This window comes from Vibrio owensii CAIM 1854 = LMG 25443 (assembly GCF_000817815.1).
Lineage (GTDB): Bacteria > Pseudomonadota > Gammaproteobacteria > Enterobacterales > Vibrionaceae > Vibrio > Vibrio owensii.
On the sequence record NZ_JPRD01000020.1, the window covers coordinates 148,799 to 173,534 of the forward strand.

Annotated in this window: 22 protein-coding genes; 15 read left to right on the plus strand and 7 right to left on the minus strand. The window is 46.2% G+C overall.

The window, feature by feature from the left end; genetic code table 11:
* Positions 1 to 4: 4 nt before the first annotated feature.
* Entirely contained in the window at positions 5 to 316 is a 312-nt protein-coding gene (locus H735_RS13060) for a cupin domain-containing protein (RefSeq protein ID WP_020195110.1), read from the minus strand.
* A gap of 8 nt (positions 317 to 324) precedes the next feature.
* Positions 325 to 975 (minus strand): Qnr family pentapeptide repeat protein, encoded by a 651-nt coding sequence (locus H735_RS13065; RefSeq protein ID WP_020195111.1) that lies wholly within the window; start codon positions 973 to 975, stop codon positions 325 to 327.
* A 507-nt stretch (positions 976 to 1,482) separates the two neighbouring features.
* Between H735_RS13065 and ompW the strand changes: the two genes are divergently transcribed.
* From ompW to H735_RS13090, 5 genes are all read left to right on the plus strand, one after another.
* The gene (gene ompW, locus H735_RS13070) at positions 1,483 to 2,127 is read left to right on the plus strand and encodes an outer membrane protein OmpW (protein WP_005434835.1); all 645 of its coding nucleotides are present in this window, start codon (positions 1,483 to 1,485) and stop codon (positions 2,125 to 2,127) included.
* 430 nt (positions 2,128 to 2,557) lie between these two features.
* Positions 2,558 to 3,529: a TAXI family TRAP transporter solute-binding subunit gene (locus H735_RS13075; protein WP_020195112.1), complete on the plus strand. Its 972-nt coding sequence runs from the start codon at positions 2,558 to 2,560 to the stop codon at positions 3,527 to 3,529.
* Between the two features lie 81 nt (positions 3,530 to 3,610).
* Positions 3,611 to 6,211 carry a TRAP transporter permease gene (locus tag H735_RS13080; RefSeq protein ID WP_020195113.1) on the plus strand — a complete coding sequence of 867 codons (2,601 nt, stop codon included), beginning with the start codon at positions 3,611 to 3,613 and terminating at the stop codon, positions 6,209 to 6,211.
* Between the two features lie 550 nt (positions 6,212 to 6,761).
* The gene (locus tag H735_RS13085) at positions 6,762 to 7,787 is read left to right on the plus strand and encodes an HlyD family secretion protein (protein WP_009706795.1); all 1,026 of its coding nucleotides are present in this window, start codon (positions 6,762 to 6,764) and stop codon (positions 7,785 to 7,787) included.
* A complete protein-coding gene (locus tag H735_RS13090) occupies positions 7,784 to 9,271 on the plus strand; it encodes an MDR family MFS transporter (RefSeq protein ID WP_020195114.1) in 1,488 nt (495 codons plus the stop codon). The genes H735_RS13085 and H735_RS13090 overlap by 4 nt, the downstream gene beginning before the upstream one ends.
* A gap of 86 nt (positions 9,272 to 9,357) precedes the next feature.
* Here the strand turns inward: H735_RS13090 and H735_RS13095 are convergent, their stop codons facing one another.
* Positions 9,358 to 9,603, minus strand: a complete 246-nt coding sequence (locus H735_RS13095; protein WP_020195115.1) for a Rho-binding antiterminator — start codon at positions 9,601 to 9,603, stop codon at positions 9,358 to 9,360.
* 157 nt (positions 9,604 to 9,760) lie between these two features.
* On the opposite strand from H735_RS13095, the gene H735_RS13100 reads away from it, so the two are divergent.
* The 4 genes from H735_RS13100 to H735_RS13115 all read left to right on the plus strand — a co-directional run bounded on the left by H735_RS13100 (position 9,761) and on the right by H735_RS13115 (position 16,310).
* Positions 9,761 to 10,894 (plus strand): MBL fold metallo-hydrolase, encoded by a 1,134-nt coding sequence (locus H735_RS13100; protein ID WP_020195116.1) that lies wholly within the window; start codon positions 9,761 to 9,763, stop codon positions 10,892 to 10,894.
* Positions 10,895 to 11,350: 456 nt separating this feature from the next.
* Positions 11,351 to 12,118: a transcriptional regulator gene (locus H735_RS13105; protein WP_027726613.1), complete on the plus strand. Its 768-nt coding sequence runs from the start codon at positions 11,351 to 11,353 to the stop codon at positions 12,116 to 12,118.
* Positions 12,119 to 12,378: 260 nt separating this feature from the next.
* Positions 12,379 to 15,069, plus strand: coding sequence for an alpha-glucosidase (ygjK, locus tag H735_RS13110; RefSeq protein ID WP_020195118.1), 2,691 nt, complete (start codon positions 12,379 to 12,381; stop codon positions 15,067 to 15,069).
* Positions 15,070 to 15,590: 521 nt separating this feature from the next.
* Positions 15,591 to 16,310 carry a hypothetical protein gene (locus tag H735_RS13115; RefSeq protein ID WP_020195119.1) on the plus strand — a complete coding sequence of 240 codons (720 nt, stop codon included), beginning with the start codon at positions 15,591 to 15,593 and terminating at the stop codon, positions 16,308 to 16,310.
* Positions 16,311 to 16,348: 38 nt separating this feature from the next.
* Here the strand turns inward: H735_RS13115 and H735_RS13120 are convergent, their stop codons facing one another.
* The 4 genes from H735_RS13120 to H735_RS13135 all read right to left on the minus strand — a co-directional run bounded on the left by H735_RS13120 (position 16,349) and on the right by H735_RS13135 (position 19,247).
* Positions 16,349 to 16,600 carry a TIGR03643 family protein gene (locus H735_RS13120; RefSeq protein ID WP_005428362.1) on the minus strand — a complete coding sequence of 84 codons (252 nt, stop codon included), beginning with the start codon at positions 16,598 to 16,600 and terminating at the stop codon, positions 16,349 to 16,351.
* 129 nt (positions 16,601 to 16,729) lie between these two features.
* Positions 16,730 to 17,149 (minus strand): VOC family protein, encoded by a 420-nt coding sequence (locus H735_RS13125; protein ID WP_005428272.1) that lies wholly within the window; start codon positions 17,147 to 17,149, stop codon positions 16,730 to 16,732.
* A 39-nt stretch (positions 17,150 to 17,188) separates the two neighbouring features.
* Positions 17,189 to 17,785, minus strand: a complete 597-nt coding sequence (locus tag H735_RS13130) for a LysE/ArgO family amino acid transporter (protein ID WP_020195120.1) — start codon at positions 17,783 to 17,785, stop codon at positions 17,189 to 17,191.
* Positions 17,786 to 17,939: 154 nt separating this feature from the next.
* Complete coding sequence (locus H735_RS13135; RefSeq protein ID WP_020195121.1) at positions 17,940 to 19,247, minus strand: DUF1254 domain-containing protein; 1,308 nt, start codon at positions 19,245 to 19,247, stop codon at positions 17,940 to 17,942.
* Between the two features lie 139 nt (positions 19,248 to 19,386).
* Here H735_RS13135 and H735_RS13140 point away from each other — a divergent pair, with 139 nt between their 5' ends.
* From H735_RS13140 to H735_RS13165, 6 genes are all read left to right on the plus strand, one after another.
* Entirely contained in the window at positions 19,387 to 20,304 is a 918-nt protein-coding gene (locus H735_RS13140) for a LysR family transcriptional regulator (protein ID WP_020195122.1), read from the plus strand.
* 112 nt (positions 20,305 to 20,416) lie between these two features.
* Positions 20,417 to 20,878 (plus strand): ecotin family protein, encoded by a 462-nt coding sequence (locus H735_RS13145; protein WP_020195123.1) that lies wholly within the window; start codon positions 20,417 to 20,419, stop codon positions 20,876 to 20,878.
* Positions 20,875 to 21,183: an MliC family protein gene (locus H735_RS13150; protein WP_020195124.1), complete on the plus strand. Its 309-nt coding sequence runs from the start codon at positions 20,875 to 20,877 to the stop codon at positions 21,181 to 21,183. The genes H735_RS13145 and H735_RS13150 overlap by 4 nt, the downstream gene beginning before the upstream one ends.
* 588 nt (positions 21,184 to 21,771) lie before the next feature.
* A complete protein-coding gene (locus H735_RS13155; RefSeq protein WP_020195125.1) occupies positions 21,772 to 22,176 on the plus strand; it encodes a hypothetical protein in 405 nt (134 codons plus the stop codon).
* Positions 22,177 to 22,190: 14 nt separating this feature from the next.
* Positions 22,191 to 23,753, plus strand: coding sequence for an NAD(P)-binding protein (locus tag H735_RS13160; protein ID WP_020195126.1), 1,563 nt, complete (start codon positions 22,191 to 22,193; stop codon positions 23,751 to 23,753).
* Positions 23,750 to 24,541 (plus strand): hypothetical protein, encoded by a 792-nt coding sequence (locus H735_RS13165; protein ID WP_020195127.1) that lies wholly within the window; start codon positions 23,750 to 23,752, stop codon positions 24,539 to 24,541. Before H735_RS13160 ends, H735_RS13165 begins: the two co-directional genes overlap by 4 nt.
* Positions 24,542 to 24,736 lie beyond the last annotated feature (195 nt).

A 24,736-nucleotide genomic window follows, 5' to 3' on the forward strand; every position in this document is an offset into this window, starting at 1 on the left:
CAATCTAGCAGTAGAAAACCGCCAACCAAATCGTCTCTTGTTCTGGATCTGTCCAACTGACACGATGCTTCGTATGCGCCGGAATGTTGATATGATCGCCCGCCTCTAAACGTTTTACAGAGCCATCTTCATAAGTCAGTTCGCCTGCGCCTTGCAGCACCAACACCCACTCATGTTCTTCTTGATCGTACCATTCGCCCTCTGGCGTAGTTTGTCCTTTTGAAACGATACGCTCGATGCGCAGCTGTTTATGCGTGAGTAAATCTTCGAACACTTCTTCACTCAGATCACTGGGTAGGTCTTTAAACAGATTCATAATGCTTCCTAAATAACGATCAGTCCAAATGGTGCGAGCAGTTGTTCTTGCTGCCAGTCGCAGATCTTAACACCGTATAAAGAGACGCGGCGAATGTCCAAACCTTCTAAATCGACGTGGGTAAGATCGCTCTCTTCTATATTAAAGCTGCCCCATTGTTCTCGACTGAATTCTCCTCTCGATAAGTCAGAGCCTTTAAAGCTCGCGCCCATCAAATTGGCGCCGTTCCATCGGTTTTCAAACAGGTCGCATTTCTCTAGCAGTGCGCGCTCAAAATTGGTGTAAGCCAAGTTGCAGCCCGTGATGTAGGCGATACAAAAGAAAACTGTATTGCTGACGCGATTAGCGAAGTTGGCACTTTGAAAGTTTGCGCCTTTCAAATCGCATTTGCGCAGTTCGATGCCGACGCAATCCGTGCCATTGAACTGAGACATGGCCAACATGCAGTTGCTAAAGCTGGCGTCTTTGAGCTTGGCATAACGGAAACTGCAGCCTTCTATGTCGCTCGGCTGGATAAAACGGCAGTCAATGAACTTTGCATCACTCAGATCGGCGTGATCGAAATTGCACTGATAAAAGCGGCAGTTTTCAAAGGTGGTGTTTTGCAAATCGTGATGAGAAAAGTCTTCCTGTTCGAAAGTGAGATCGGTCTTAATCATGGCTTTTTATCTTTTCCTTGTTCGGTTGGAAGCAGACTAACACCCTAAGTGACTGATTTTCCAGAAATATAACTTGTTGTATTTCAGTGGCTTACAAAAGCCGAAAATCGCCAATTTAAGCGGTCAAATTGGCGATTTGAAGTGGGTATTTTTTGAAAATAACCCGAGCATATCGAGAAAAAAGTTTTGTTGAGCACAGAGGCTCACAGAGGAAGCGGAATGAGAACTGCGACGCACGCTTCTCACACGCACAGTTTGCATTACAGGATTGTGTCCTATTTGCATAATTTGTTGATCAATTTGGCGTTTTTGTATACGGAAAAGCTATATTTTTCACAAATTGATTTCCATCAAAATAGTAGGGTTTCTATATGCTAGATTGCGCGCAGCTCAAGAAAATAGTGATACTCGCGTGCTTCAAGGTTTTGGATTCATTAAGGAACTGCCCGAAAGGGAAGAGCGCAGCTGAGTACAAAAAGAAACAAAGCCCTACAAAAGGAAATAACAATGAAAAAAACAATCTGCAGTTTAGCAGTGGTTGCTGCGTTAGTGTCTCCAAGTGTTTTCGCTCACAGTGAAGGTGACTTCATTTTACGTGTTGGTGCGGCATCCGTTGTACCAAATGACAGCAGTGACAAAATCCTAGGTTCTCAAGAAGAGCTTAAAGTGGATTCCAACACGCAGCTGGGCTTGACGTTCGGTTACATGTTTACCGACAACATCAGCTTAGAAGTGCTTGCTGCAACACCGTTTAGCCATGATATTTCAACAGATCTACTTGGCCTTGGTGACATCGGTGAGACAAAACACCTGCCACCAACAGTGATGGTTCAGTACTACTTTGGTGACTCACAAAGCAAATTCCGCCCATACGTGGGTGCGGGTCTAAACTACACCATCTTCTTTGATGAAGGCTTTAACGGTACAGGTAAAGGCGCAGGCCTTTCTGATCTGAAATTGGATGATTCATTCGGCCTAGCTGCAAACGTTGGTGTGGACTACATGATCAACGATAAATGGTTCCTAAACGCATCGGCGTGGTACGCAAACATTGAAACAGAAGCGACCTACAAAGCAGGTGGCGCGAAACAAAAAACTGACGTTGAAATCAACCCTTGGGTATTCATGATCAGCGGCGGTTACAAGTTCTAAGAAAAAGCAGTAGCAAAAGAACAACAATATTATTGGCATGACTTTTAGGGGCAGTTGCGGGGATTGCCCCTCTTTTTTTATTTCATTTTCTCTTCTACCCATCTCTCCTTTCTCTTCCTATTTCTATGATTTTTCTATTTGTAAACGCATCGATTAAAAAATGAATTTTCTGTTAATTCTCGATTGCTGAGAAAAGCGAAAAATTACTATAGCTAGGTTTTGAAATTGTTCTGATAAATTCGATGACAAGCATTCGGTTAATTATTAATCGAACGTCAAAATAAATATTACAAAATGAAGCTAAGGACTGGCTGACTAAGGAAAATTACTCGTAAAGCGTGGAAATTTTACGCGAGTATTTTTCAGTTTTGCTGTCGTTAGCTGAGAAAAATGTCTTTATTTTTCAATCGATAGACAGGAAGAACTTAAAATGAAAGGAACCACACTCATTGCAGTATTTGCTTCGGCAGTATCATTGTTCTCATACAGTGAGAAAATAAGTGCGGCAGAGAAATTTATTACTATCGGCACGGGTGGTCAAACGGGTGTTTATTACGTAGCAGGCCAATCGATTTGTCGTTTTGTAAACCGTGGTGCGGCAGACCACAGCATTAAATGTAATGCACCAGCCAGCGGTGGTGGCGTGGCAAACGTCAATGGTTTGCGCAGTGGCGAATACAATTTCGGCATCATGCAGTCAGATCACCAATACAAAGCCCTAGAAGGTGTGGCTCCTTTCCAAAATAACCAACCAATGACGGACATTCGTGCCGTTTTCTCACTACAAAGTGAAGTGTTCACCATTCTTGCGCGTAAAGACGCAGGCATCACCAATTTCGACGATTTGAAAGGCAAGCGCGTCAACATTGGTAACCCTGGTTCTGGTCAACGCGATACGTTTGAGCAAGTGATGCAAGCAAAAGGCTGGTCACAAGATGTGTTCAGCTTGGTATCGGATCTAAAACCTGCAGAACAAGCTTCCGCAATGAGTGACAACAACATTGATGCAATGAGCTACTTTGTTGGCCACCCAAACGGCGCGATTCAAGAAGCCTCAACCACAACGGATGCGGTGTTAGTGCCAGTGACTGGTCCTGAAATCGACAAGTTACTTGCTGAGCGTGCGTACTTCACCAAAGCAACCATTCCGGGCGGAATGTACCGTGGCAACCCGAACGATACGCAATCTATCGGCGGCAAAGCGGTGCTCTCAACCACAGCAGAGACTGATCCAGAGTTGGTGTACCAACTGACGAAATCTGTGTTCGACAACCTAGACCGCTTCAAGCGTTTGCACCCAGCATTTAAAGACCTGAAAGAATCAGAAATGATTGAAGTGGGTCTGTCTGCACCACTGCATGAAGGTGCGGTGCGCTACTACAAAGAGCGCGGCTGGTTGTAAGTAACTCTTAGAACCTTCGATTTTTAGCAAGCGCTGTGATGGGTTCGCAGCGCTTGCTTCTCTGTTGTTTGTGAGAAAATTATGGATAAGACGATCTCCACGTCCCATGCTGACACGCATCCGAGTGAGCTGTCGGCAGAAGAACTGATTGCCCAAGATGTGGGTGCTCGCCTGCCAACCGGAATCATGGAAAAACTGATTGCGGGTTTGGCGTTACTTTGGTCTCTGTTTCAACTTTGGATAGCGTCTCCGCTGCCCTTTATTGTTGGCTTCGGTGTAATGAACGACACCGAAACGCGCGCCATTCACCTTGGCTTTGCCTTGTTGCTTGCCTTCCTTGTCTTCCCTGCTTTTAAGCGCTCCCCGCGCGACCGTGTTCCTGCCTTCGACATCATGTTGGGTTTGATTGCTTGTGCCTCTTCGCTGTACTTGTTTGTTATGTACGAAGCACTAGCACAACGTCCGGGCAGCTTAACCACTGAAGACTTTATTACCGCCTTGATTGGTTTGCCTCTGCTTTTAGAGGCGGCGCGTCGAGTGTTGGGCCCAGCATTACCTGTGATTGCGCTGGTATTTATCGGCTACAGCTTGGCAGGCCCATACATGCCGGGTTTATTGTCCCACCGCGGCGTGCAGTTGGATGCGTTGGCGAACCACCAGTGGATCACCACAGAAGGTGTGTTTGGTATTGCGCTTGGCGTATCGACCAGCTTTGTATTCTTGTTTGTTCTGTTTGGTGCGTTGTTGGAACGCGCTGGAGCGGGGCACTACTTCATTCAATTGGCATTTAGCATGTTGGGGCACTTACGTGGCGGCCCAGCAAAAGCGGCCGTCGTTGCCTCTGGCTTAACGGGTTTGATTTCGGGGTCGTCTATCGCCAACGTAGTGACCACGGGTACGTTCACTATTCCTATGATGCGTAAAGTTGGTTTCTCTCCAGAGAAAGCCGGTGCAGTGGAAGTGGCGTCATCGGTGAATGGGCAAATCATGCCTCCTGTTATGGGCGCCGCAGCATTTTTGATGGTGGAATACGTTGGCATTCCTTATGTTGAGATCATCAAGCACGCCTTCTTACCTGCTGCTATTTCTTACATTGCTCTGCTTTATATTGTTCATCTAGAAGCGCTCAAGTTAGGCATGCAGCCAATTGATGCTGCACGTTCAAAACCTTGGCTAGCGAGACTCACGGGTTTTGCATTTGGTGCGGCGTTGATTTCTGGATTGTCGATGGCGGTCTACTACGGCTTAGGGTGGTTGAAGCCAGTATTGGGCGACGTTGTCCTACCGGGGATGGCGTTGATTCTCGCGGTGGTGTACTTGGCGCTGCTAAAAGTCGCCGCAAGTAATGAGCCGCTACCGGAAGAAGATCCAGATGCTCCGCTAGAACAGTTACCAAATACGCGCGCAGTCTTGCTGTCTGGTCTGCACTACCTACTGCCTGTGGTGGTCTTGGTGTGGTGTTTGATGATCGAGCGTTTGTCTCCGGGATTGTCTGCTTTTTGGGGCAGCGTGATTCTGGTGGTGATCGTTCTGACTCAACGTCCTCTGCTGACTTGGATGCGTAAAGACGGCAAACACGATTACGGCAACTTCAAAGACGGTTGTATTGATTTGCGTGAAGGCTTGATTGCTGGTGCGCGTAATATGATCGGCATTGGTATCGCGACCGCCACCGCAGGCGTAATCGTTGGTGCGGTATCGCAAACGGGCGTTGGCTTAGTATTGGCTGATTTGGTTGAGGTGTTGTCGATGGGCAACTTGCTACTCATGCTGATTCTTACGGCGGTATTGAGCTTGATTCTAGGCATGGGCTTACCAACCACGGCGAACTACATCGTGGTATCGAGCTTGCTAGCACCTGTTATCGTCACGTTGGGTCAACAACACGGTTTGATCGTACCGTTAATTGCGGTGCACTTGTTTGTGTTTTACTTCGGCATCATGGCGGATGTAACGCCGCCAGTGGGTCTGGCTTCGTTTGCGGCTGCGGCGGTGTCGAAAGGCGATCCAATCAAGACGGGCTTAACCGCGTTTTACTACAGTCTAAGAACCGCAGTTTTGCCGTTCCTATTTATCTTCAATACGGATTTGTTGTTGATTGATGTCGATTGGGCGCACGGCATTGCCATCTTTGTTATCTCTACTATCGCGATGTTGATATTCGCAGCGGCGACGCAAGGTTGGTTCCTGACTCGTAACCGTTGGTACGAAGGCGTTTTGCTTTTGCTGGTGGCCTTTACTCTGTTCCGTCCAGGGTTCTGGATCGACATGGTGGTGGATCCGTACCAATCGAGCAATCCTGCCCAGTTGGCACAAACGCTTGAGCCGCTAGAAGAGGGCGGTGTGCTGAGAATGCGCATCAGCGGTGAAGATGCAGTAGGTAAGATGCGTGAATTCTCGGTGTTGTTGTCGGTTCCTGAAGGGGAAACCGGACAAGATAAGCTGGACGCATTGGGTATCGCTACTTATCAGCAAGGTGAACAAACCCTGATTGATATCGTCAGCTTTGCTAGCCCAGCAGAGGCAGCAGGATTGCAGTTCGACCAACAAATCGTTGACGTTCGTGTGCCTGTTGAGCGTTATCGCAAAGAGTGGATGTGGATTCCGGCCATGTTGCTGTTTGGTGTTGTGATTTGGCTACAACGTCGAAGAGTAACTGCGCAGCTTGCTACAGCACATTGATAGTTAAAAATAAATAACCATAAAGCCCCGTTAGAGTTAAGACTAACGGGGCTTTTTTATGTCTGGAATATTCGTCAATGTGATTGTCTAAGTCGCGGAATGATTAGCGTCTTCTATACTTTATGCACACGATGCCCAAGTGACTTCAAGAGGCAGGATTCAGAGCGTTGTCACTGATTCCCTCTTTACCGAAAGTAAGCAAGGAAAGCAACGAAGCGGAATAGCTAGCTCTTTCCAAGTTGTTTGACGAAGAAATTGTTTCAGTGACACGCTCCCGAAGGGCGAGTTGCCTTGGTTCGCATGCTTTGTTAACAATTTTCGATTTAGAACCACTAGACCTTTAAATTGTTGCCTCGCCTTCAAACCAAGTCATTCTCGCTGAACCAGCATCTCGAGGTTACTTGGGCATCAAAGAGTGTGAATATCTTTGCGCATCATTTGAACAAATTATCAACGCTCAAAATCGGATCTTAACCTTTCAGATCATCTTGTTGTTCGAAAGCGGAAAAATCCTACACTGATCACATAATTAAACACTTGGACAATATAAATGAGCGACGATATCGCGAAGAAATCCTCTTCGAAATCCAAACTGACCAAAATCCTTTTCCTTCTCGTTTGTGCTATCGGCTTCGGTGCGATGTACTGGTCTTGGCAATATTCTGACAGTCATCCGAGTACGGAAGATGCCTATGTAAGAGCTAAAATCCTGTCAGTCGCTCCTCAGGTTCAAGGCCAAGTGATCTCAGTAGAAGCCAAAGACTTCCAAGTGGTGAACAAAGGCGATCTGCTATTAAAGATTGATTCTCGTCCTTATCTGCTAGCAGTCAAACAAGCCAAAGCGGCTTATCAATTGGCGGTCCAACAACACGATGTGGCCGACAAGCAAGTGACTGAAGCGGTGGCGGGATTGGATGCGGCGCGTTCTAACCTGACCGAAGCGCAGTTGGAGTACAAACGTACTAACTCGCTAGTGAAACGCAAATTAGCGTCTGATCAAGATTTGGATACTGCGAAAAACAAACTCGCTAACGCTCAAGCAAGCTTAGAACAAGCACGTGCAACGGTAGAAAAAGCAATTGCAAACCGTGGTGAAGAAGGCGCAGAAGCAGCGGTTGTTCAACAAGCGGCAGCGCAACTTGCACAAGCTGAATTGAACCTTAGCTACACCGACATCACTTCTCCTGTCGATGGCATCGCGGGTGAAATCAACACACATACTGGTTCTGTTGTCGGCATTGGCCAAACACTGTTCCCTGTGATTGTAAAAGACAGTTACTGGGTACGCGCAAACTTTAAAGAAACTGACCTAACACATATCAAAGCAGGCATGCACGCTGAAGTCGTGATCGACATGTACCCAGACGTAGTGTGGGATGCGAAAGTGGAAGAACTGTCGCCTGCAAGTGGTACTTCTTTCTCTTTGATGCCACCAGAAAACGCAACCGGTAACTGGGTAAAAATTAAACAACGTTTCCCTGTGCGTTTGACACTTGAAGTGCCTGAAGGCGCGCCACAATTACGTGTGGGTGCAAGTTCTGAAGTGACAGTTGATCTGAAAAGTAACGCACAATGAGTAATGAGATTACGGCCGACAAACGGGGAATAGCCACCGTCGCCGTGATGCTTTCGGCCATCATGGTGCTGATAGACATGACCGTTGCTAACGTGTCGCTTTCACACATGATGGGCGCGTTGGGCGCAACGGCAGACCAAATCACTTGGGTGCTAACTGGCTACAGCATGGCTGAGGCGATCTTCATTCCGATGACCAGTTTCTGGGTATCGAGATTTGGTGAGCGCAAAGTCATGCTGGTGGCGGTCATCGGCTTTGTGATTGCCAGTGCTTTCTGTGGACAAGCGGGCTCACTCGAAGAGATGGTGGTGTTCCGTATTATCCAAGGTGCGTTTGGTGCCTCGGTTATTCCACTGGCGCAATCGACACTGGTTCAGATTTACCCTTCTGAACAAAAAGGCAAGGCGATGGCGATCTTCTCCATCGGTATCTTGCTTGGTCCGATTTTAGGCCCGGTAGTGGGCGGTGTGATTACTGACAACATCAATTGGCGTTGGATCTTCTACGTCAACTTGCCATTTGGCTTGGTGTGTACTGCGCTGATTTATCGCTACATCCACATCAGTAACAAATCCAAACCGAACTTCGACTGGTGGATCATTGGTTATATGGCCCTAGGGGTCGGTGCGTTGCAGTTTGTGCTCGACAAAGGTAACGACGAAGACTGGTTCAACTCCCGCATTATCCAAACCGCAGTCTTGCTGGCGATCATGGGCTTAATCATGTGGATCTACCGCAGTTGGAAGACCAAGAGCCCCATTGCGCCTCTGTGGCTCCTCAAGGACAAAAACCTCATGGTCTCGTCCTTAATGATGGCGGTGGTGTCGATGGCCATGTTCGGCTTGACCACTCAACAACCAATGTTGCTTGAAAGCTTATTAAACTACCCAGTGTCCACCACAGGCATGTTAATGGCACCACGGGGTTTGGCGTCTGCCTGTATGCTGATATTGGTGATTGTGATTAACCCACAATTCGATCCAAGGTTGAAGATTGTCTTTGGCCTAACCTGTATCGGTATTGGTAGTTACCTCATGACCTTGTACTCCATGGAAATCGATACCTTCTGGATCGTGATGCCAAGTATGATTCAGGGCACGGGTTTAGGTTTGACCTTCTCGACCTTATCGACACTGGCGTACATGACATTGCCGAAAGAGCAGTCGGTGGCAGGGGCGAGTATTTTTAACTTGTTCCGCACCATTGGTAGTTCGTTTGGTATTTCGATTGCGACTACGTACCAATACCGTGACAGCCAACAGCAATGGCACGCTTTGGGAGAAGGCTTTAACCCTTATAACCCAGTGCTGCATGACTGGGCTGCGAAACAGGGATTATCAATTACTGATCCTGCGGCATTGGAGCAATACCAGAACATGCTCCATCAGCAATCGCAAATGGTGGCCTTTGTGCATACCTTCCAGTTGGTCGGGGTGATGTTCGTTATCATGATGCCGATGCTGATATTTATCCGCTCAAGGTAAAACTCAAAAGCCAAACAAAAGCGCCCTTAACTCAGCCAGTTAAGGGCGCTTTTTTATGTCTAACTTTTCTATCGGCTTTCGAGCAGTTAACCGAAGGTTACTTCACTGAAATGCGGATTGTCTTTGAGTGCCTTCATCGCAATCAATTGTTCGGTTGGGAACGAAATGTGCTCGCCATCGATATCCAAAAATAAGCACTCTTGTCGCTCGATATCGTAGCCTGTATCAAATGCGCTGCCTTGATGTTTCTCACCGTTTCTGAGGGTGATCTCCACGGGCAGATTAAACATACAGGCGATTTCAATAAAATCGTATTGGCTGCAGGTCACCATAACTTTTCTCCTTCTCTCTTCCTTATCAAGACCGATAAAGGACAGAAATACTTCTCTGAAACCTAATCTTCATCTTACGCCCTATTTTGGTCATGAAAAAGACATACAAGCAGGCTTAACTAAAACCATAGTTTAGTGAACAAGACGTAGATAGGACATGTCTGAAACGACACTTAAAAACACGTACTTGGCTCGTGAGCGCGCAACGCAATCACTGATTACTCCTCACACTTACTACGCGCAGTTGGCGCATCGCATTAACCACTCACCTCAATTTGAACATGGACGCGTCAAAGACAAGATGCCAAATGTGCCAAGCCCTCAGTCTTTTTGGCAAGTGTGCTGGGCCTACATGGGTGGACGTTCGCCGCTCAGTCCCGATAACCAGTTGCCTTATTCATCGATAGAGCCGACGCGGTTTGAGCAGCGACAACAAGCGATGCGAGTCACTTGGCTCGGGCATTCCACTTTGATGATTGAGACAGATGGCGTGCGCATTCTGACTGACCCTGTATTCGACTATGCGTCGCCTTTGATTGCTAAGGCATGGTTTGAGCGCAATATCCCCAATACAGCTGTACGTGATAGCTTGCCGATTCCGGATGTCATCGTGATCTCTCATGATCATTACGATCACCTCGAAGCCTCGACCATACGTTACTATTCTGATAAATCCGTAACATTTTACGTGCCACTCGGTGTCGGTAAGCATCTGATTCGTTGGGGCGTTAAACCTGATAACGTGGTGGAATTTGATTGGTGGGAGAGCGTTTATTATGCCAATGTTGAGTTGATATGTACGCCAGCCAATCACAACTCAGGGCGCACTTATCTGGATAAGAATTCGACCTTATGGGCATCTTGGGTGGTAAAAGGGCAGCAAGAGACCCTCTATTTCAGCGGCGACAGTGCATACGATAGCCACTTTGCACAAATTGCTCAGCGTTGCGGCCCGATTGATATCGCCTGTTTGGAAGTCGCGGCAGATGTGAAAGGCAACCAAGGTTATCCGGTTGAGAACTGGGGACACATGCAAGCGCATCACACCGTACGCGCATTCAAAGACCTGCAAGCGAAGAAGTTGCTACCTGTGCACTGGGCAACGTATGAGCTGTTTACGCACAAATGGGATGAGCCCATTGAGGACTTGATTGAACATTGCCAAGCTGATCACATTGAGCTGATAACTCCGATGGCGGGAGAGAGTTTTTACGTGGCAAAAGAATATAAAAATAAGCCTTGGTGGCAAGCCAATAAATTATGTGAGCAAGCTAGAAAAATACGGATATAATATGACGGCGCTTCAATAATACCTCGGTTAATTTAATCAACTTTCTTGCTCCTTATAACAAGGATTTTACTGGTCATCGATTCAATAAATTACCAGTGAGTCACTATTTTTCTGTGATCCCTCACGATAATAAATCTCTGAGTACAACTTTTTGATACTTCTTACCTAATAAAATAACCTTCTGAGAGAAAACTTTTACTAAAAATCTTTGTGAACTTAATTTTACGCATCAAAACAATTATACTCGTCGCCATACTGATAAGGCTTAAAATAGATGGTCAAAGTGTGAACGCAATGAGTAAAACTTGATCAGTTAACAACTAGTAAAAGTCTCATCGTTGAAACCGATTTAATTGATAAAGAGTGCTGGGAATAATTGGAACCAGCATCACAAGAGTAGGATTCTCTTGAATATATCATCAGGGATGCTGAAGAAATTAAAACAGGCATTGTTAGATGAATAATTCTGCAACGTATTTACTTGCTGCTTTACGAGAAAAAATTAAAGAGAAAGGGATTTGTTATTCCGATCTCTCTGCTGGAATGGGGATTCCTCTATCAACCATTAAGAGACAGTTACACAATACGTCTTTAGGGTTGGACAAAATACTCTCGTATGCCACTCATTTAGATACTGACTTAGTCGAATTGTCCATGCGTGGTAAACAGCTGCAACAAGAAAACGAGCAATTTATCACCGACATTAACAGTGACATATTTCACCAGTATCCGTACCTGTTTGATTTCTTGTATTTATTACGTCGGAAGGAATGGTCTCCGCAAGATATTGCGAGCAAATACCAATTGACCCATACCTCGATCACCCTTTATTTCCGCGCATTGGAAATGATGGATTACATCGAGCTAAAAGGTGATGACCAATACCGCTTTAAAGACCAAGGTCGCTTTATTTTCGAAGAAGGCTCCAAGCTCGATACTTTGTTTGCTAAGCGCTTTCGAGATGAAGTGTTTAGCCATGATGTGCGACCACCGATTTGCATGGGACGCATTGCTATCACTGAAGAGCAGGAAGAGAAACTGGCGAATGAGGTGTACAACAAACTGATAGAGTTTGATGTGCAAAACAAGAGCGGAGAAGGCAGTAAGCGACTGAGAAACGTCTTGATGACCTACACGCCGGGCAATCAGATATTCCTTTCGGATACGATTCCGAATATTGACGGTGAATTATTAAAAGCCATCTCGATGGCGAATGAAAAATAGTGACTATTTAATCACAAAATAAAGAATTTATATTAAGTGGGTGTGTTTGATAATGAATGCATCAAAGACCCACTATTATCCAAAATTAATGACCTGTTATTTAAATAGGTCAAACGAAGAAGAGACAAATTAACCGATCTCTTCTCAAATCCAAAAGTGAAATAAATAAGGCTGAATCTTCATCATCGAAACTCGGCAGGGCACGTCTCGACCTTTTTTCGCCTGATCAGGACCAAAAGCCAATAAATGAGGGATATAACATGCACTTTAAGACTTCTTTATGTGCGATTGCTGTCGGGGTTGCTCTAACACTTAGTGGATGCAACAGTAGTGATAATGACTCGAATGTGGAAGCGCCACTGAAAGCGACTGAATTCCACAACACCATTGACCGTGCAGGTGTGCCAGTGGCACTGCGTGATCTACATGGTGGTCACCTTCGCTACATTCCTATGTTCGATAACGGTTCTTGGCATGGTCACACGTTAGATACCAAAGGTGGTGAAATTGCGCTAGGTGGTACGGCGTTGCTAACGGAAGAATACGTGTCATTCATGGCTGCACGTTTCGACCGTCTAACACTGATGGTTGACGGTGAAGCGATGCCGCTTGAGCTAACAGAAGCTTACTCGCAACCAGGCGCACTGATTCAAGAGTACACAGGCGATAACGGCATCACTGCCGAACTTGAAATGCGCTTTGTGACCGACCGTACGTCTCTTGTTAAAACCACCATCAAGAACCCGAACAAGCTGGCTATTCAAGGCGAATGGGACGGTGAGTTGATGCAAGATTACCGTGCTGACGATGGTGAACTATACAAAAACAGCGACAGCACAGTGCGCAGTGTTGAAGATGCATACCCTACTTACTCACGTGAAATCGCCGCGACAGAAAACGGCGTAGAAGTGTCTTTTGGCGCGGTTCGCGACTCTTGGTCTCTGCTGACTTCAGGCGATTCAAAGTTTGAAGTAACACGCTCTATCAAGCCAGAAACGTCTACCATCGACGATGATAAGAAAGGCTTTGTCCAAACCGCAGAGCTAGGTAATGGCGAAGAAATCACGCTATACACGGCTTACACGCACGTGCAAAACACAGAAGAGCAGGCATCTGAGTTTGCTAAGTTAGATGACGTGATGGCCGATCCAAAAGGCTACATGCATGATTCAGCAATGCGTTGGGAAGAATACCTAGAAAATGGTCTAACCAACGGTGCTGCTTCAAAAGAACATGAATTCGTAGCAGTAAAAGCGATGGAAACACTGAGTGCAAACTGGCGTGGTGCTGCAGGTGCCATTGACCACGACACAGTAACGCCATCGGTAACGGCTCCTTACTTCTCTGGCAACATGACTTGGCCGTGGGATACATGGAAACAAGCGTACGCAATGGCTCACTTCAACCCAGATGTGGCGATGGAAAACATTCGTACTGTATTCCAATACCAAGTGCAGTCAGACGATCCTGTTCGCCCTTGGGACGAAGGTTACTTGCTTGACGTAGTCACTTACAACTTGCCAGCAGAGCGTTGGGAAGGCATGTCTGCGGAATACAAAAAAGTGTTCCCACTGGCGACAGACGGTTTGAACTGGAACGAACGTAACACCAAACCATCTCTAGCTGCATGGGCTGTATGGGAAGTGTACACCGCACTGAAAGACGAGCATAACCGTCCGGAAGAAGCGAAGCAGTGGCTAGAAGAGATGTATCCGAAACTGGTGGCATTCCACGATTGGTGGCTGCGTGCTCGTGATACAAACAAAAACGGTATCCCTGAATACGGTGCAGCAAAAGACCCAATTCACACTGTATTTGAAGATGATGTGAATGATGGTTCTTGGGGATCAGATGCGTCTGTAGACGACATGAAGTTCCAGTACAAAGACGAAGCGAACGGCGACAAGTGGATCAAAGAGACTGGCATCGAGAAATACAACCAGTTGCTAACGTCAGGTGATTACACTGCGATGAGTATCCCTGCAAAAGTAGCTGCGGGTTGGGAATCTGGTCGTGATAACGCGGGTGTATTTGGCTTTATCGACACCATCGACAACCTACAAGGTATGTCTGAACTGCCGACACAAGACGAAGCTAAAGTGATCGACCAAATGGGTCGCTATGCACACGATACCAACGGATTCGACAACACCTACGACATGGTTATGGGTGAAGACGGCTCAGTGGTGACTTACCGTGATGATTCGCCAGAGAACATGGATAAACTGGCTCTAGCGAAGAAAGACTGGGAAGTGAAGTTCAACGAGAACACCAACGACGCGAACAAGTTGTCTGGTTACTCGCTGATGCAAGAATCGGTAGACCAAGCGTCTTACTGGTACTCAGATAACCTGTTCCTATCGCAAATTGCAGAAGTTCTGGGCAAAGCAGATAAAGCGGCTGAGTTTAAAGATAAAGCGGAAGACACCAAAGAGTACATCAACCGCTGTATGTTCGATGAATCAACCGGTTTCTACTACGACATCGAAGTGGTACCTGGCGGCTTGAGCAACCAATGTGCAGGTCCAATGTTGGTGAAACGCGGCATGGGTCCAGAAGGTTGGTCTCCACTATTCAACAACGCGGCAACGCAAGAGCACGCAGATAAAGTAGTGAAGAACATGCTTGATACCAGCAAGTTTAACTCACCAATGATCCCACTTGGTACGGCGTCGATGGATAACCCGGCTTATGGCCCAGACATTTACTGGCGTGGTCGTGTGTGGCTCGATCAGTTCTATTTCGGTGTACGTGGTATGGACAACTATGGTTACGGTGTAGAAGCGCGTCAGATGGTGGATAAGCTATTCAAGAACGCACAAGGCCTAACGGAAACGACGCCAATTCAGGAAAACTACAACCCTGAAACGGGTGCAGTGCAGGGCGCAAACAACTTCTCTTGGAGTGCTGCGCACCTATACATGTTGTACAACGGCTTTGTGGGTAAGTAAGGCTCATTCGTCACTAACAACGAGAAGATTTGGGCGTTGCAGATGACCCCCCTAGCATCTGCAATCGCTTCATCCTCTTCAAATTAGGCTCAATAAGATCAAACCGGACGGTGATCTCCGTCCGGTTTTTGTAGAGTTAAAACACTACTTTTCGGCACTTTTCAAAAACTTGTAGGCAAGAAAAATTGCGCTACAAAGCCACTTTCCTTTAAAAACCAATAGTTAACCACCCCGCATTTCGTTCTGTCTATTTTCGATACATAACATTTATAAAATGATCGTTTAACTGTTTTGTAACAAAATATATCCTTCATAAATCAATGAGGTCGTTAAATATTCATACGAAAGCATTAAGAGTTGTCCTAACCTCGCCGCTGGCCAGCCGCTCCGAGCCGAAATCATTCCTAAACTCTACTCTTCCGCTTGAATCTACCTCATTCTAAGGAGCGTATTGATAAATACCTCACTTTCTTAGTAGTCAGCATGACGTGTTGCGACGCAGCACCATCAAGGAAGGTGACATGAACTGTTTACAGACCAGCCTTTATAACTTGCTAGAAGACAATAACTTTGTACCCTCTAAAGAGTACAAAGCCTCTATTGCAAGCTACCTACATTCCGATTCCTCACTTACACCTCAAGCGATGGGCAAGCTCACTGGAGAAATATTCCAGAGCAAACAAACCATGGCGTATTACTTGCTGCACAATGCCATCAACGAAGAAGAGGGCGCAGAGCGACTCAAAATGATTGCCAATCGTTATGCGCAAGGGGAAATGAAGCAGCAAATCATGCATCACTGCCAAAACGACAGAAACCACTCGGCCATGTACGCCAGTTTGATCCCATTAACGGGTTACCAAACCGAGGTATACCAAGAAGAAAAGTCGAGTGATTTCAGCAATGTGAGCAACTTTTACGACGACATTAAAATCCATCTTTTCCGAGCTCACTCCGTCGAACTTCGTTCTTGGTGTCTATTAGTTTCTCAACTGAGTTTTATTGACCAATCGGATATTCCGTATTTGAAAGAGATGCGACCGACCATTCAGCAGATTTTAGATGATGAGGTGAGGCAGGTTTCCTACACGGCGCAACACGTTAGCCAGTGGTTGGAAGAAGATCCGTCATTGTGCCAAGCCTTCACGCAATGCATGAACCACACCTACCGCGAAACATGGGACTACCTTGCCTCCATGGCGGAGTTCATGCGAGACAGTGCGCCTTACTTTATGGTCTAGGAACAGAACACTTGAGTTTAAAGGCTTGGCCGAGAGGCTCAACGTTGTTTGTACTGCGTTGGGCAATAGCCTCTGTTCACGTCTGGTGAGCGCAGTTTTAAGTGTTTGGTGTTGCGTCCAGATACACGTTGACGCCAAAGCTTGAAACTGCGGGGTTTGAGGTGGCGACGCATCAGGCTGATAACGCCATTTTCGTTCAGGCCGAATTGATGCTCAATGGCTTCAAACGGGGTTCGGTCTTCCCATGCCATTTCTATGATTCTGGATAGTGCGTCGTCGCTGAGTGTCATGGTGTGTTCCTAATCAAAGTTGCCTATTTAAGCTTAGGAACACACATACGTAATCTACGCCGAAACGGTTTAATTGGAAGCCGCTTTTAACCGATAAAATGAGGAAATAAAGTTAGGAATAGCAACGAGTTATTTCTGTGGTTTAAGCTCGACCACATTGCCTTCTGGATCTTCTAAATACACAGAGCGACCGAAGCCCTGAGCACCATATCGTTCGGCAAACTCTTCAACGTGGACGTTATGTTGATGAAGATATTCAAGCAACTCAGACTCTTCAAAAGGCGCAATTTGCAGGCAGAAATGGTCGAGGTTGCGGCCATCTTGGCTTGGCGATTTACCGCCTAACTTTCCGAGTTCACTCTCAACCGTTACCAAATCAATGATGGCTGTGCCAGCACGTAACTGTGTAAGCCCTAAGTCGGGTAACTCCCGCTCGATAGGACACCCCAATAGATCTCGATAGAAACGGAGCATCGCATCGAGATTATCCGTTCTCAATACCACGTGGTCGAGGGCTTTGATTTCAATGGGGTTACGCTGGTTTGCCATGACGTGTTCCTTTTTCGAGCATTGAGAAAAGTATACGCACTAAACCAGCAAGCTGATCGCCAGAGCCAGTATGACAAAGCCAATAATGAACTCAAGAACCTGCCAAGAGCGAGCGTGCTTAAAGATGGGGATCAGCAATTTAGCGCCATAGCCAAGGCTGAAAAAGAACACGAAGGAAGCCGATACCGCACCCACTGCAAACTGCCATTTGTGTGGTTCATACTGGGTGGAAATCGATCCTAATAGCACAACGGTATCAAGGTAAACATGCGGGTTTAACCAAGTGAATGCCAAGCAGAACAGAGCGGTTTGCCATGCACTTTTGGAGGCATCACCTTCAGGATTCATCACGTGTTTTTGCGTCAATGCCGAGCGTAAACTGCTGAGACCATACCAAGTTAGGAACGCAGCACCAGCGTAACGCGCGATGGTTTCAATCAAGGGAAATTGCTTCACCAAGTAGCCAAAGCCCGCCACTCCAAGGGAAATCAAAATCGCATCGGAGAGTGCACAAATAAAGCACACCAGAAACACATGATGCTGTTTGATGCCTTGTTTCAGCACAAAGGCGTTTTGCGCTCCGATAGCAAGAATCAGTGATATGCCGAGCGTAAAGCCAGCAAGGTAGGTGGTCATTCTCTCTTCCTTGAACGTCGACCAAATATGGCTTCAAACCATAACCTTGTCATTGGTCTGGAGCAAGTAGCACGTAATGACGTGACCGAGAAACATGAAACGCTACTCCAAAGAGTAACGTTTCAATCTTTGCTTCACGGATTAATCGCAGCGCTTACTCGACTGGGGCGATCTCCGGCATCTGATATTCGCCACTTTGAATCGCTTCGTCCGCACCGTAGAAGCGCATGATGGCGTAAAACGGTTTTTCTGGTACTGGCAAGTAATTCGGGTCATCCGCATTGCTTTTCGTGTCAGAGCTCATGTGAATGGTGTAGTAACCATCTGCATCAGGCTTCATGCTGCGATCCCCACGACTGTGTCGGTTTAAGGCGTTTTTCGCCATCAAACGGTTATCACTACCGTAAATGGTTACCGACCAAAACTCACTGACATTTGGGGCTTTAAAGCGCATCACGTAGTCATGCTTAGAGCCATCCAGCTTTTCCCCTTTGGTATCAAAATCCGTCTTGCGGTAAGACGCTTCAATAGGTGGCAAGCCCCATTGGCCAAGGTACGTGCCCTCAGCAAAGACTTCGCGTGGGGTATCGCCAAGGGTGTCGCGCGTGCCTAGTATCTGACGGGCATCCGTGACTTTCGGTGCCAACTCGATAATACGCTGCATGCCTTGTTTTTCTGCTGCTTTGGCAAGCTTCAATTGCTCAGGCGTGAAGTCGGTTTTACAAGCTTCGACACCGATAGGTTGGTATTTTTCTAACCATTGTTTATCAGCATCACCCATCGTGCCATCGCAAAGGACGAAGTTAACACGCTCCAGCCAAGTCGAATGTTTCGGATCTGGGTAGGTGCGCTGCACGGGTTTCGGTCCGTTTTGACCTAGGTACTCAGACAAGGTGCGGATAGTCCATTGATCCATATAATCGAGTGCGATTTTCGTGTCTTCGCCACCCAGCGCCATGATTCGTCCCATCAGCTTCACTAGGTTACTGTCGACACGAATCACCTCATCGACGGAATCCGGAACCTCACCTTGCCAATCGTTGGCCGCAAACATGAATTGGCCACCTTCTGTGCCACGCGTTCGTGAGCTGAATGCCGCGTTGGTGTAGTGACCCATGTCCATGGTGTGCAATATCCAATAGCGTCCTTCATCCATATCTGGAACGCTGACGATAACGGGTTCAGCAGCAACGTCTAACCAGCCCATCAAGTGGAGTGTGTCGTTGTTGATGGTCGGGTGCGCGGTATAGGTGTCATCGGCCAAGCCGCGAATGTTTTGAAAGCGATTGAGTGGGTAATCATTTTCTACCGCAGTGTGGTAGAAGAATTTGTACGCCTCATCAATCGAGTATCCATAAATGTAGGCATCTTTCGCGAGTTCGCTATTGGCCGTATCGGCAAGGGCAGGTTGAGCGCCGAGTGCAGACAAACCCAACAAGGTGATAAGAAGTTTCTTTTTCATAGCTGACATCATCCAAATAGTGTGTGGTGAATGCACTCACTATAAATTTTGTCCGCGCTATGACAGAAATGAATTGGTGGTATTTAGCTCATACCATTATTGTTATAGAGTTGGTCAAAATGCAGAAAAGGTGCTGAGCGTGATTGGATTTGATTACAACTTGTTGAAGGTATTGTCGGTCATTCTCGAAACGCAAAATACCACCGTCGCAGCAGAGCGGCTCTGTACGAGCCAACCCGCCGTGAGCCGAAACTTAAGAAAGATTCGTGAGCTATTCAATGATGATATTTTGGTGAGAAAGGGAGCGGTGATGGAGCTCACCCCAAAAGCAGAAGAGCTTAAAACTCAGCTCTCTGGCCTCATCCATGACATCGAAGCGTTGGTCAATACAGAAGAGCGCTTCGACCCAAGCACCGAAAAAGCCAACCTGCGCATTGCGATAAATGCTTCTATCGCTCAGTGGTTTTCTGCCCCTTTGACTCAGTTTCTTGCCAAGGAAGCTCCACTAATGAACTTGGTGATTGAGGATTGGACAGAAGCGACGCCCGAGAAAATTGATGCTGGAGAGATTGCCTTTGGCATTAACTATTTCCCGATGGATTTACCTAAATTCCTAGTGCAGAAGAAGGGCGGCAAAGACCATTTCGCTCTGGCTGGCCGCATCGGGCATCCATTGGAGGGAAGGCGGGTTCAACTGGATGATCTCAAGGCGGCATCGTTTGCTGTACACATCATTCCCCATTGGAACGAAAAAGAAGTGCATATCTCCCGTTTACTTCACCCCTTGTCTGTAGTGCCTAGGATTCAGCTTAGAACGAGCCATATCAATACGATTCTTAACCTAGTATCTGAAAGCGACATTCTTTTCCCATGTTCCAAATACCTTATTGAGCAATTGGATGCGCGGTTTGTTGGTCTCGATTTTGCGCAGGAGTTACCAACATTAGAAGGCAATTTTGGCTATGTTTACAGCACCAAGAGAAGAAATGAACCAATGACACAATGGCTGAATCAATCCATTGAATCTTTGATGGCTGAGTTGGGCATTCGAGCCTGATTCCGCATTGACGTCGTAATTGTGAGAGTAGACCTCAATTTAAACCGTACTTTCACAATAAGTTGGCGTTCCCCATTACAATATGCCCATCCATATGAAAAAGGAAAAAACGATGAAAGCAGTTTGGTTGGCCGCAGGTGCATTGGCACTGAGCGGATGTTCGACAATGAACTCAGCAAATGACGTATCTCGCCCATCGGCAGAGATGTTCCCAGAGATGGAGAACATGACGAAGCACGTTTTCTATGTAGACCCAGCAAGCAACGAGGCAGATAAGCGCGTTGAGCTTGTGGTAGGTAAAATGATGGAAACAGACTGTAACCGCGTTTCTCTGGGCGGCAGTGTGAGTGAGCATTCGCTAGAAGGTTGGGGTTACACTTACTACCAAGTTGACGCTTCTCCAGCAGGCGGAATCTCTACACTAATGGCTTGTCCTGAAGACATGGAGAAGGTAGAGACTTTCATTCAAATGCCAACACGCGACCTTTACCGTTACAACAGCAAGCTTCCTGTTGTGGTTTACGCGCCGGCGGATTTGGACGTGAACATTCGCGTTTGGGCACCTGAAGAATGATCGCTAAGCAGGCAAAAATCGCACTGACATTAGGTGGTTTGCTTGCGCTTGGTGGCTGTGCCTCTACCGCGCCAGAGTATCAATACCAGTGTGATGATGGTCATCAGTTTGCAGCTAGCTTTGATCAGGAAAAAGCGATGATCACCGTTGATGACGAGAGAGAGATTGAACTCAAACAAGTTCGCTCTGCATCTGGCGCAAAATATATGTCTGATGACCAAATGTTAGTTCTGCACACCAAAGGTGACGAAGCGATTTTGATCGTCAACGAGATATCCCAAAGTGCATGTCGCGTGACGAAGTAATCGTGAAATTCAAAAGGCTTGGTTGATACCAAGCCTTTTTGTTTTCACGCTTTGTATGGTGGTCATATGCTTTCTGTGGCAATACGGTTGCAGCTTCCCTTTCTGGGTCAATCCACATCGAACAAATCCGCCTCTAGCACCCTCTTTTCTTCTTCGTAAAAACTACTTCGAAAGTTTAGGTCAAGTTACCTTGTCGTAAGTTTAAGTGAGAGATTAGCCTGTTTTATAAAATTTTAATGTTCAATGTGTTACTAAGTAAACTCATTGAAAAACTATTTGTGTCTTTTATTATTTAAAGTTTATGTAATTAATCGGGTTTATTTTTGTTTTTGTCCAACCTTCGAAAACCTTTCCAATATCTGGCTTTCTATATTTGTTGTATTAGCTTCTAAAATTTTCTGTTTAGTATTCATTTTGTTTATTCAAGATGCTGATAATTATCAGGTTTATCTTTTGTTCGGCATTTTTGGACTATGGCGCATTTCTTACAAAATTAAAATCCTTAAGCCAATGGTCGTAAGTGCGGATTTGATATAAATTCTCATTTGGGAATATTCCCGCTATAAATATAAAAATGGAGAAATTATAATGAAAAACGTTCTTGGCTTCGTGACCCTTCTTGCTGCTTCTTTTGTTCACGCTGAAGACGCGATTACTTTCCCAACCGAGCAAGCTGCTGGAGGAAATGACGCGATTGTCTTTCCTACTGTGCAGAATCCCATTGTGTTGGTTGGTGGGTACGAAGTAGAAAATGGTGTTTTGCGTTCTCGCACTTACGACTGTGGGATTAATATCAATGACTTAAACCTCTCAGCCCAGCTTGTGTGGGAAGGTGCGACACCTAAAGTGATGATTGTGGGTGACGATCTGATTATGTGTCGTTCCCTGGCGAATAGTCCATTTGAGCTCGACATCAGTACGGTATTGAATCAACTTCCGAACTACGATCTATATCGATTAGAGATCGCGAATCATGTCAACTTTCATCGATAGTTCGAGGAGAGAACATGACTTTTTACTCTTCGAATAAAAGGGGGGAGAAGGCCTGTGCTTGCACGGGCTCTTCGCGTCCCAAAGTGGCGATTTTCGGTGCTGGAATTTCTGGCTTAACTGTGGCTCATAACTGCATAAAACGAGATTTTGAGGTTTCTGTTTACGACAAGGAGCTATACACCGGAGGAAAGTGTATCGGAACGGTAGATGAAGGGGGGAGGGTTCATGAACTTACTCATCGGCAGTTCTTCGCAAAAAACCACAACCTCATTAATTTTCTTAAAGAAATTCCTTCAGGGGCTGGCTCTTGTTTAGACTCGCTTTACCCTCAGAATATCGTGCAATTTTCTTGGGCACAAAGTAGCAAAACCATACAGTTTCAGCGTGGTTATTTTACGCGTTTAGAAAAACTGTGGGATGACGCAAAGTCCGCCTATTCAATGCATTATGCTCAAGTTCCTCTAACTGATACGTTTTGGTTTAAGCAACGATTGCAGCAAACGTATTCTACAGAGGAGTTACTCGGTGTTTCCGTTAGAGATTTCTTCTGCTACGACTCAAGGCCACACCTTGCCGCTTTCCTTCGTTCAGTCTTGCTAGGTTGGATTGGAGCGACTGATGATACGCCAGCATTGGCGATTTTGGATTTACTCAACAATAAAGAAGGCGAGTTGCATACTTTGGCACCAGACGCCTACAGCTTGGGAATGCGCAAACCCATTAGTGACGCGCTTATTAACCCGTTGACTCACCATCTCCAAAAGCAGGGTGTTCAGTTTTACTTAGGCTACAAAGCGAAGGCCATCTATCCAAACAAAGCACGGACCCGAGTGGATGGTGTGCGACTACACAATGACTGTACCGTTCTCGCCGATTATTATGTCTTTGCGCTTCCGGCTCATGTTATTCACTCTTTACTTTCAGAAACCAGTTCAGCATTAAGTTATGATTACGTCTTGAGCCACGGTTTTCAGTTTTATTTTTCTCGTATCCCTGCTGAACTCAAAAATAGAACGGTTGGCTTAGTCCTCGATTCTCCCTGGGGATTGAGCTATCACGTGACCACCAGAAACACATCTCGAGGTGAGGTGACGTGCTTATCGGTAACCGCGACTAAGCTTGATGATGCACTTGGGCTTTTGTATCAAAAGCCAATGCTGTCTTGTACTGAAGAGCAAGTAAAAGATGAATTATTGTTTCAGCTTTTTGGGCAACTAGACCTACTCGAACATTCGGCTTACAAAGGATTTAGAGTTGGCCTTGGGGCAAAAATAGTTACACCTCAAGAGCTAGACACTTTGTACTCAGAGTACTTTCATGGTGATGTTTTTATCAATGAGCGTGGGCAGCCTCGACAGTGGGTTTTGCAACACGCCCTCACTCAACCTACCACTCAGAATACGCTCACAACAGCAGTGAAAAACTTTTCTAACGTTTTTTTAAGCGGTGAGTATTTATCTGATCCCCGCCAAACTTGGCGAGTACCAGTTACGTTGGAGCGATGTATAGAAACCGCTAATTTATGCTCGGCGGATTTAGCCGAGTATGCAGACTCTGAACATGAGATGTGCCAATGAAGTCCCGAATTTATTCACCCTTGTCATCGGGGCTCTTTCTGTTGCTGTGTTTGGTGTACAGCAGTGGTTTTTATCTACTAGTGCAAAGTTCGATTTGGCTCGCGTTAGCATTGACAGTGCTATTACCTGTGGTGTTCTGGCCGTTAACGCAACCGGTCGAAAATTCAGGAGAGATAAAGCGAATCCTCTGTTTAGAAACTGGTTTTAACGTGTTGTGTTTTTTAGCGGTGAGTCAATGGGTTAGCATCGAACATGTTGATAAGGGTTTGGTCGTATTTTTCGTTCTCCAGTCAGCGGGGTTTTTATTGGTGCAGTTGAAAAAGCGGGCTTATTTGTCGATGTTTATATCGATGGTACTGGCTGCGGCGATCGCCTACTGGGTACATTCAGGGATGCAAACCACACTGCAAGGAGAGGGGAGGATCGTCTTATTTGGAGAGCCTGTTCCTTGGCAATTAAAAGTGATTTACGGTTTGTGGCTGGCGCAATTGCTGCTTGTCGAATATCGCTCTGTGTTGCCAAAACTGACGTTGGCTATCTGCCACATTGCGTCTTTTGTTATTGCAATTGGTGCGGAGGATTTCTTCCACGCCCGCATCGTGACAGCCAGTCACCTTCTTTTCCTCAGTCTGTGTTTCAACTTAAAGAGTTTAGATTGGGGCGGAAGTGAATTCGCAATATCGAATCGATTGAGCCGTTTCATTCAATCGCCAATCGTTAGAGAGCCATTTTCTGAGTTTTTACTTGGCGTTGTTGCTATCATTTATCTTGGGATTTTTCTGATGTAGTCTCTTGGAGTTATGTGTTTCTCACTAGCAACCCCCTCCAACTCCCCCTTGTATTGACATGGTTTGCTCAGCATTTGCATTTCTTGTCCAAGGGGGAGGGCTGTCCTTTGGTGCATTATCCTATTTCGTTCCAAGCTTTTGGTGTGATTTCGACGAGCCTAGGCTACATCAAGAATCTCGCTTTAACACGCTCCG

Coding starts and splice junctions, on each gene's coding strand:
- H735_RS13125 (WP_005428272.1), bottom strand. CDS start 17,149: ATGGCAAACCAGCGTAACCCCATTGAAATCAAAGCCCTCGACCACGTG.
- H735_RS13095 (WP_020195115.1), bottom strand. CDS start 9,603: ATGGTGACCTGCAGCCAATACGATTTTATTGAAATCGCCTGTATGTTT.
- H735_RS13155 (WP_020195125.1), top strand. CDS start 21,772: ATGAAAAACGTTCTTGGCTTCGTGACCCTTCTTGCTGCTTCTTTTGTT.
- H735_RS13105 (WP_027726613.1), top strand. CDS start 11,351: ATGAATAATTCTGCAACGTATTTACTTGCTGCTTTACGAGAAAAAATT.
- H735_RS13115 (WP_020195119.1), top strand. CDS start 15,591: ATGAACTGTTTACAGACCAGCCTTTATAACTTGCTAGAAGACAATAAC.
- ygjK (WP_020195118.1), top strand. CDS start 12,379: ATGCACTTTAAGACTTCTTTATGTGCGATTGCTGTCGGGGTTGCTCTA.
- H735_RS13130 (WP_020195120.1), bottom strand. CDS start 17,785: ATGACCACCTACCTTGCTGGCTTTACGCTCGGCATATCACTGATTCTT.
- H735_RS13075 (WP_020195112.1), top strand. CDS start 2,558: ATGAAAGGAACCACACTCATTGCAGTATTTGCTTCGGCAGTATCATTG.
- H735_RS13145 (WP_020195123.1), top strand. CDS start 20,417: ATGAAAGCAGTTTGGTTGGCCGCAGGTGCATTGGCACTGAGCGGATGT.
- H735_RS13150 (WP_020195124.1), top strand. CDS start 20,875: ATGATCGCTAAGCAGGCAAAAATCGCACTGACATTAGGTGGTTTGCTT.
- H735_RS13135 (WP_020195121.1), bottom strand. CDS start 19,247: ATGAAAAAGAAACTTCTTATCACCTTGTTGGGTTTGTCTGCACTCGGC.
- H735_RS13065 (WP_020195111.1), bottom strand. CDS start 975: ATGATTAAGACCGATCTCACTTTCGAACAGGAAGACTTTTCTCATCAC.
- H735_RS13060 (WP_020195110.1), bottom strand. CDS start 316: ATGAATCTGTTTAAAGACCTACCCAGTGATCTGAGTGAAGAAGTGTTC.
- H735_RS13165 (WP_020195127.1), top strand. CDS start 23,750: ATGAAGTCCCGAATTTATTCACCCTTGTCATCGGGGCTCTTTCTGTTG.
- H735_RS13160 (WP_020195126.1), top strand. CDS start 22,191: ATGACTTTTTACTCTTCGAATAAAAGGGGGGAGAAGGCCTGTGCTTGC.
- H735_RS13090 (WP_020195114.1), top strand. CDS start 7,784: ATGAGTAATGAGATTACGGCCGACAAACGGGGAATAGCCACCGTCGCC.
- H735_RS13100 (WP_020195116.1), top strand. CDS start 9,761: ATGTCTGAAACGACACTTAAAAACACGTACTTGGCTCGTGAGCGCGCA.
- H735_RS13085 (WP_009706795.1), top strand. CDS start 6,762: ATGAGCGACGATATCGCGAAGAAATCCTCTTCGAAATCCAAACTGACC.
- H735_RS13080 (WP_020195113.1), top strand. CDS start 3,611: ATGGATAAGACGATCTCCACGTCCCATGCTGACACGCATCCGAGTGAG.
- H735_RS13120 (WP_005428362.1), bottom strand. CDS start 16,600: ATGACACTCAGCGACGACGCACTATCCAGAATCATAGAAATGGCATGG.
- ompW (WP_005434835.1), top strand. CDS start 1,483: ATGAAAAAAACAATCTGCAGTTTAGCAGTGGTTGCTGCGTTAGTGTCT.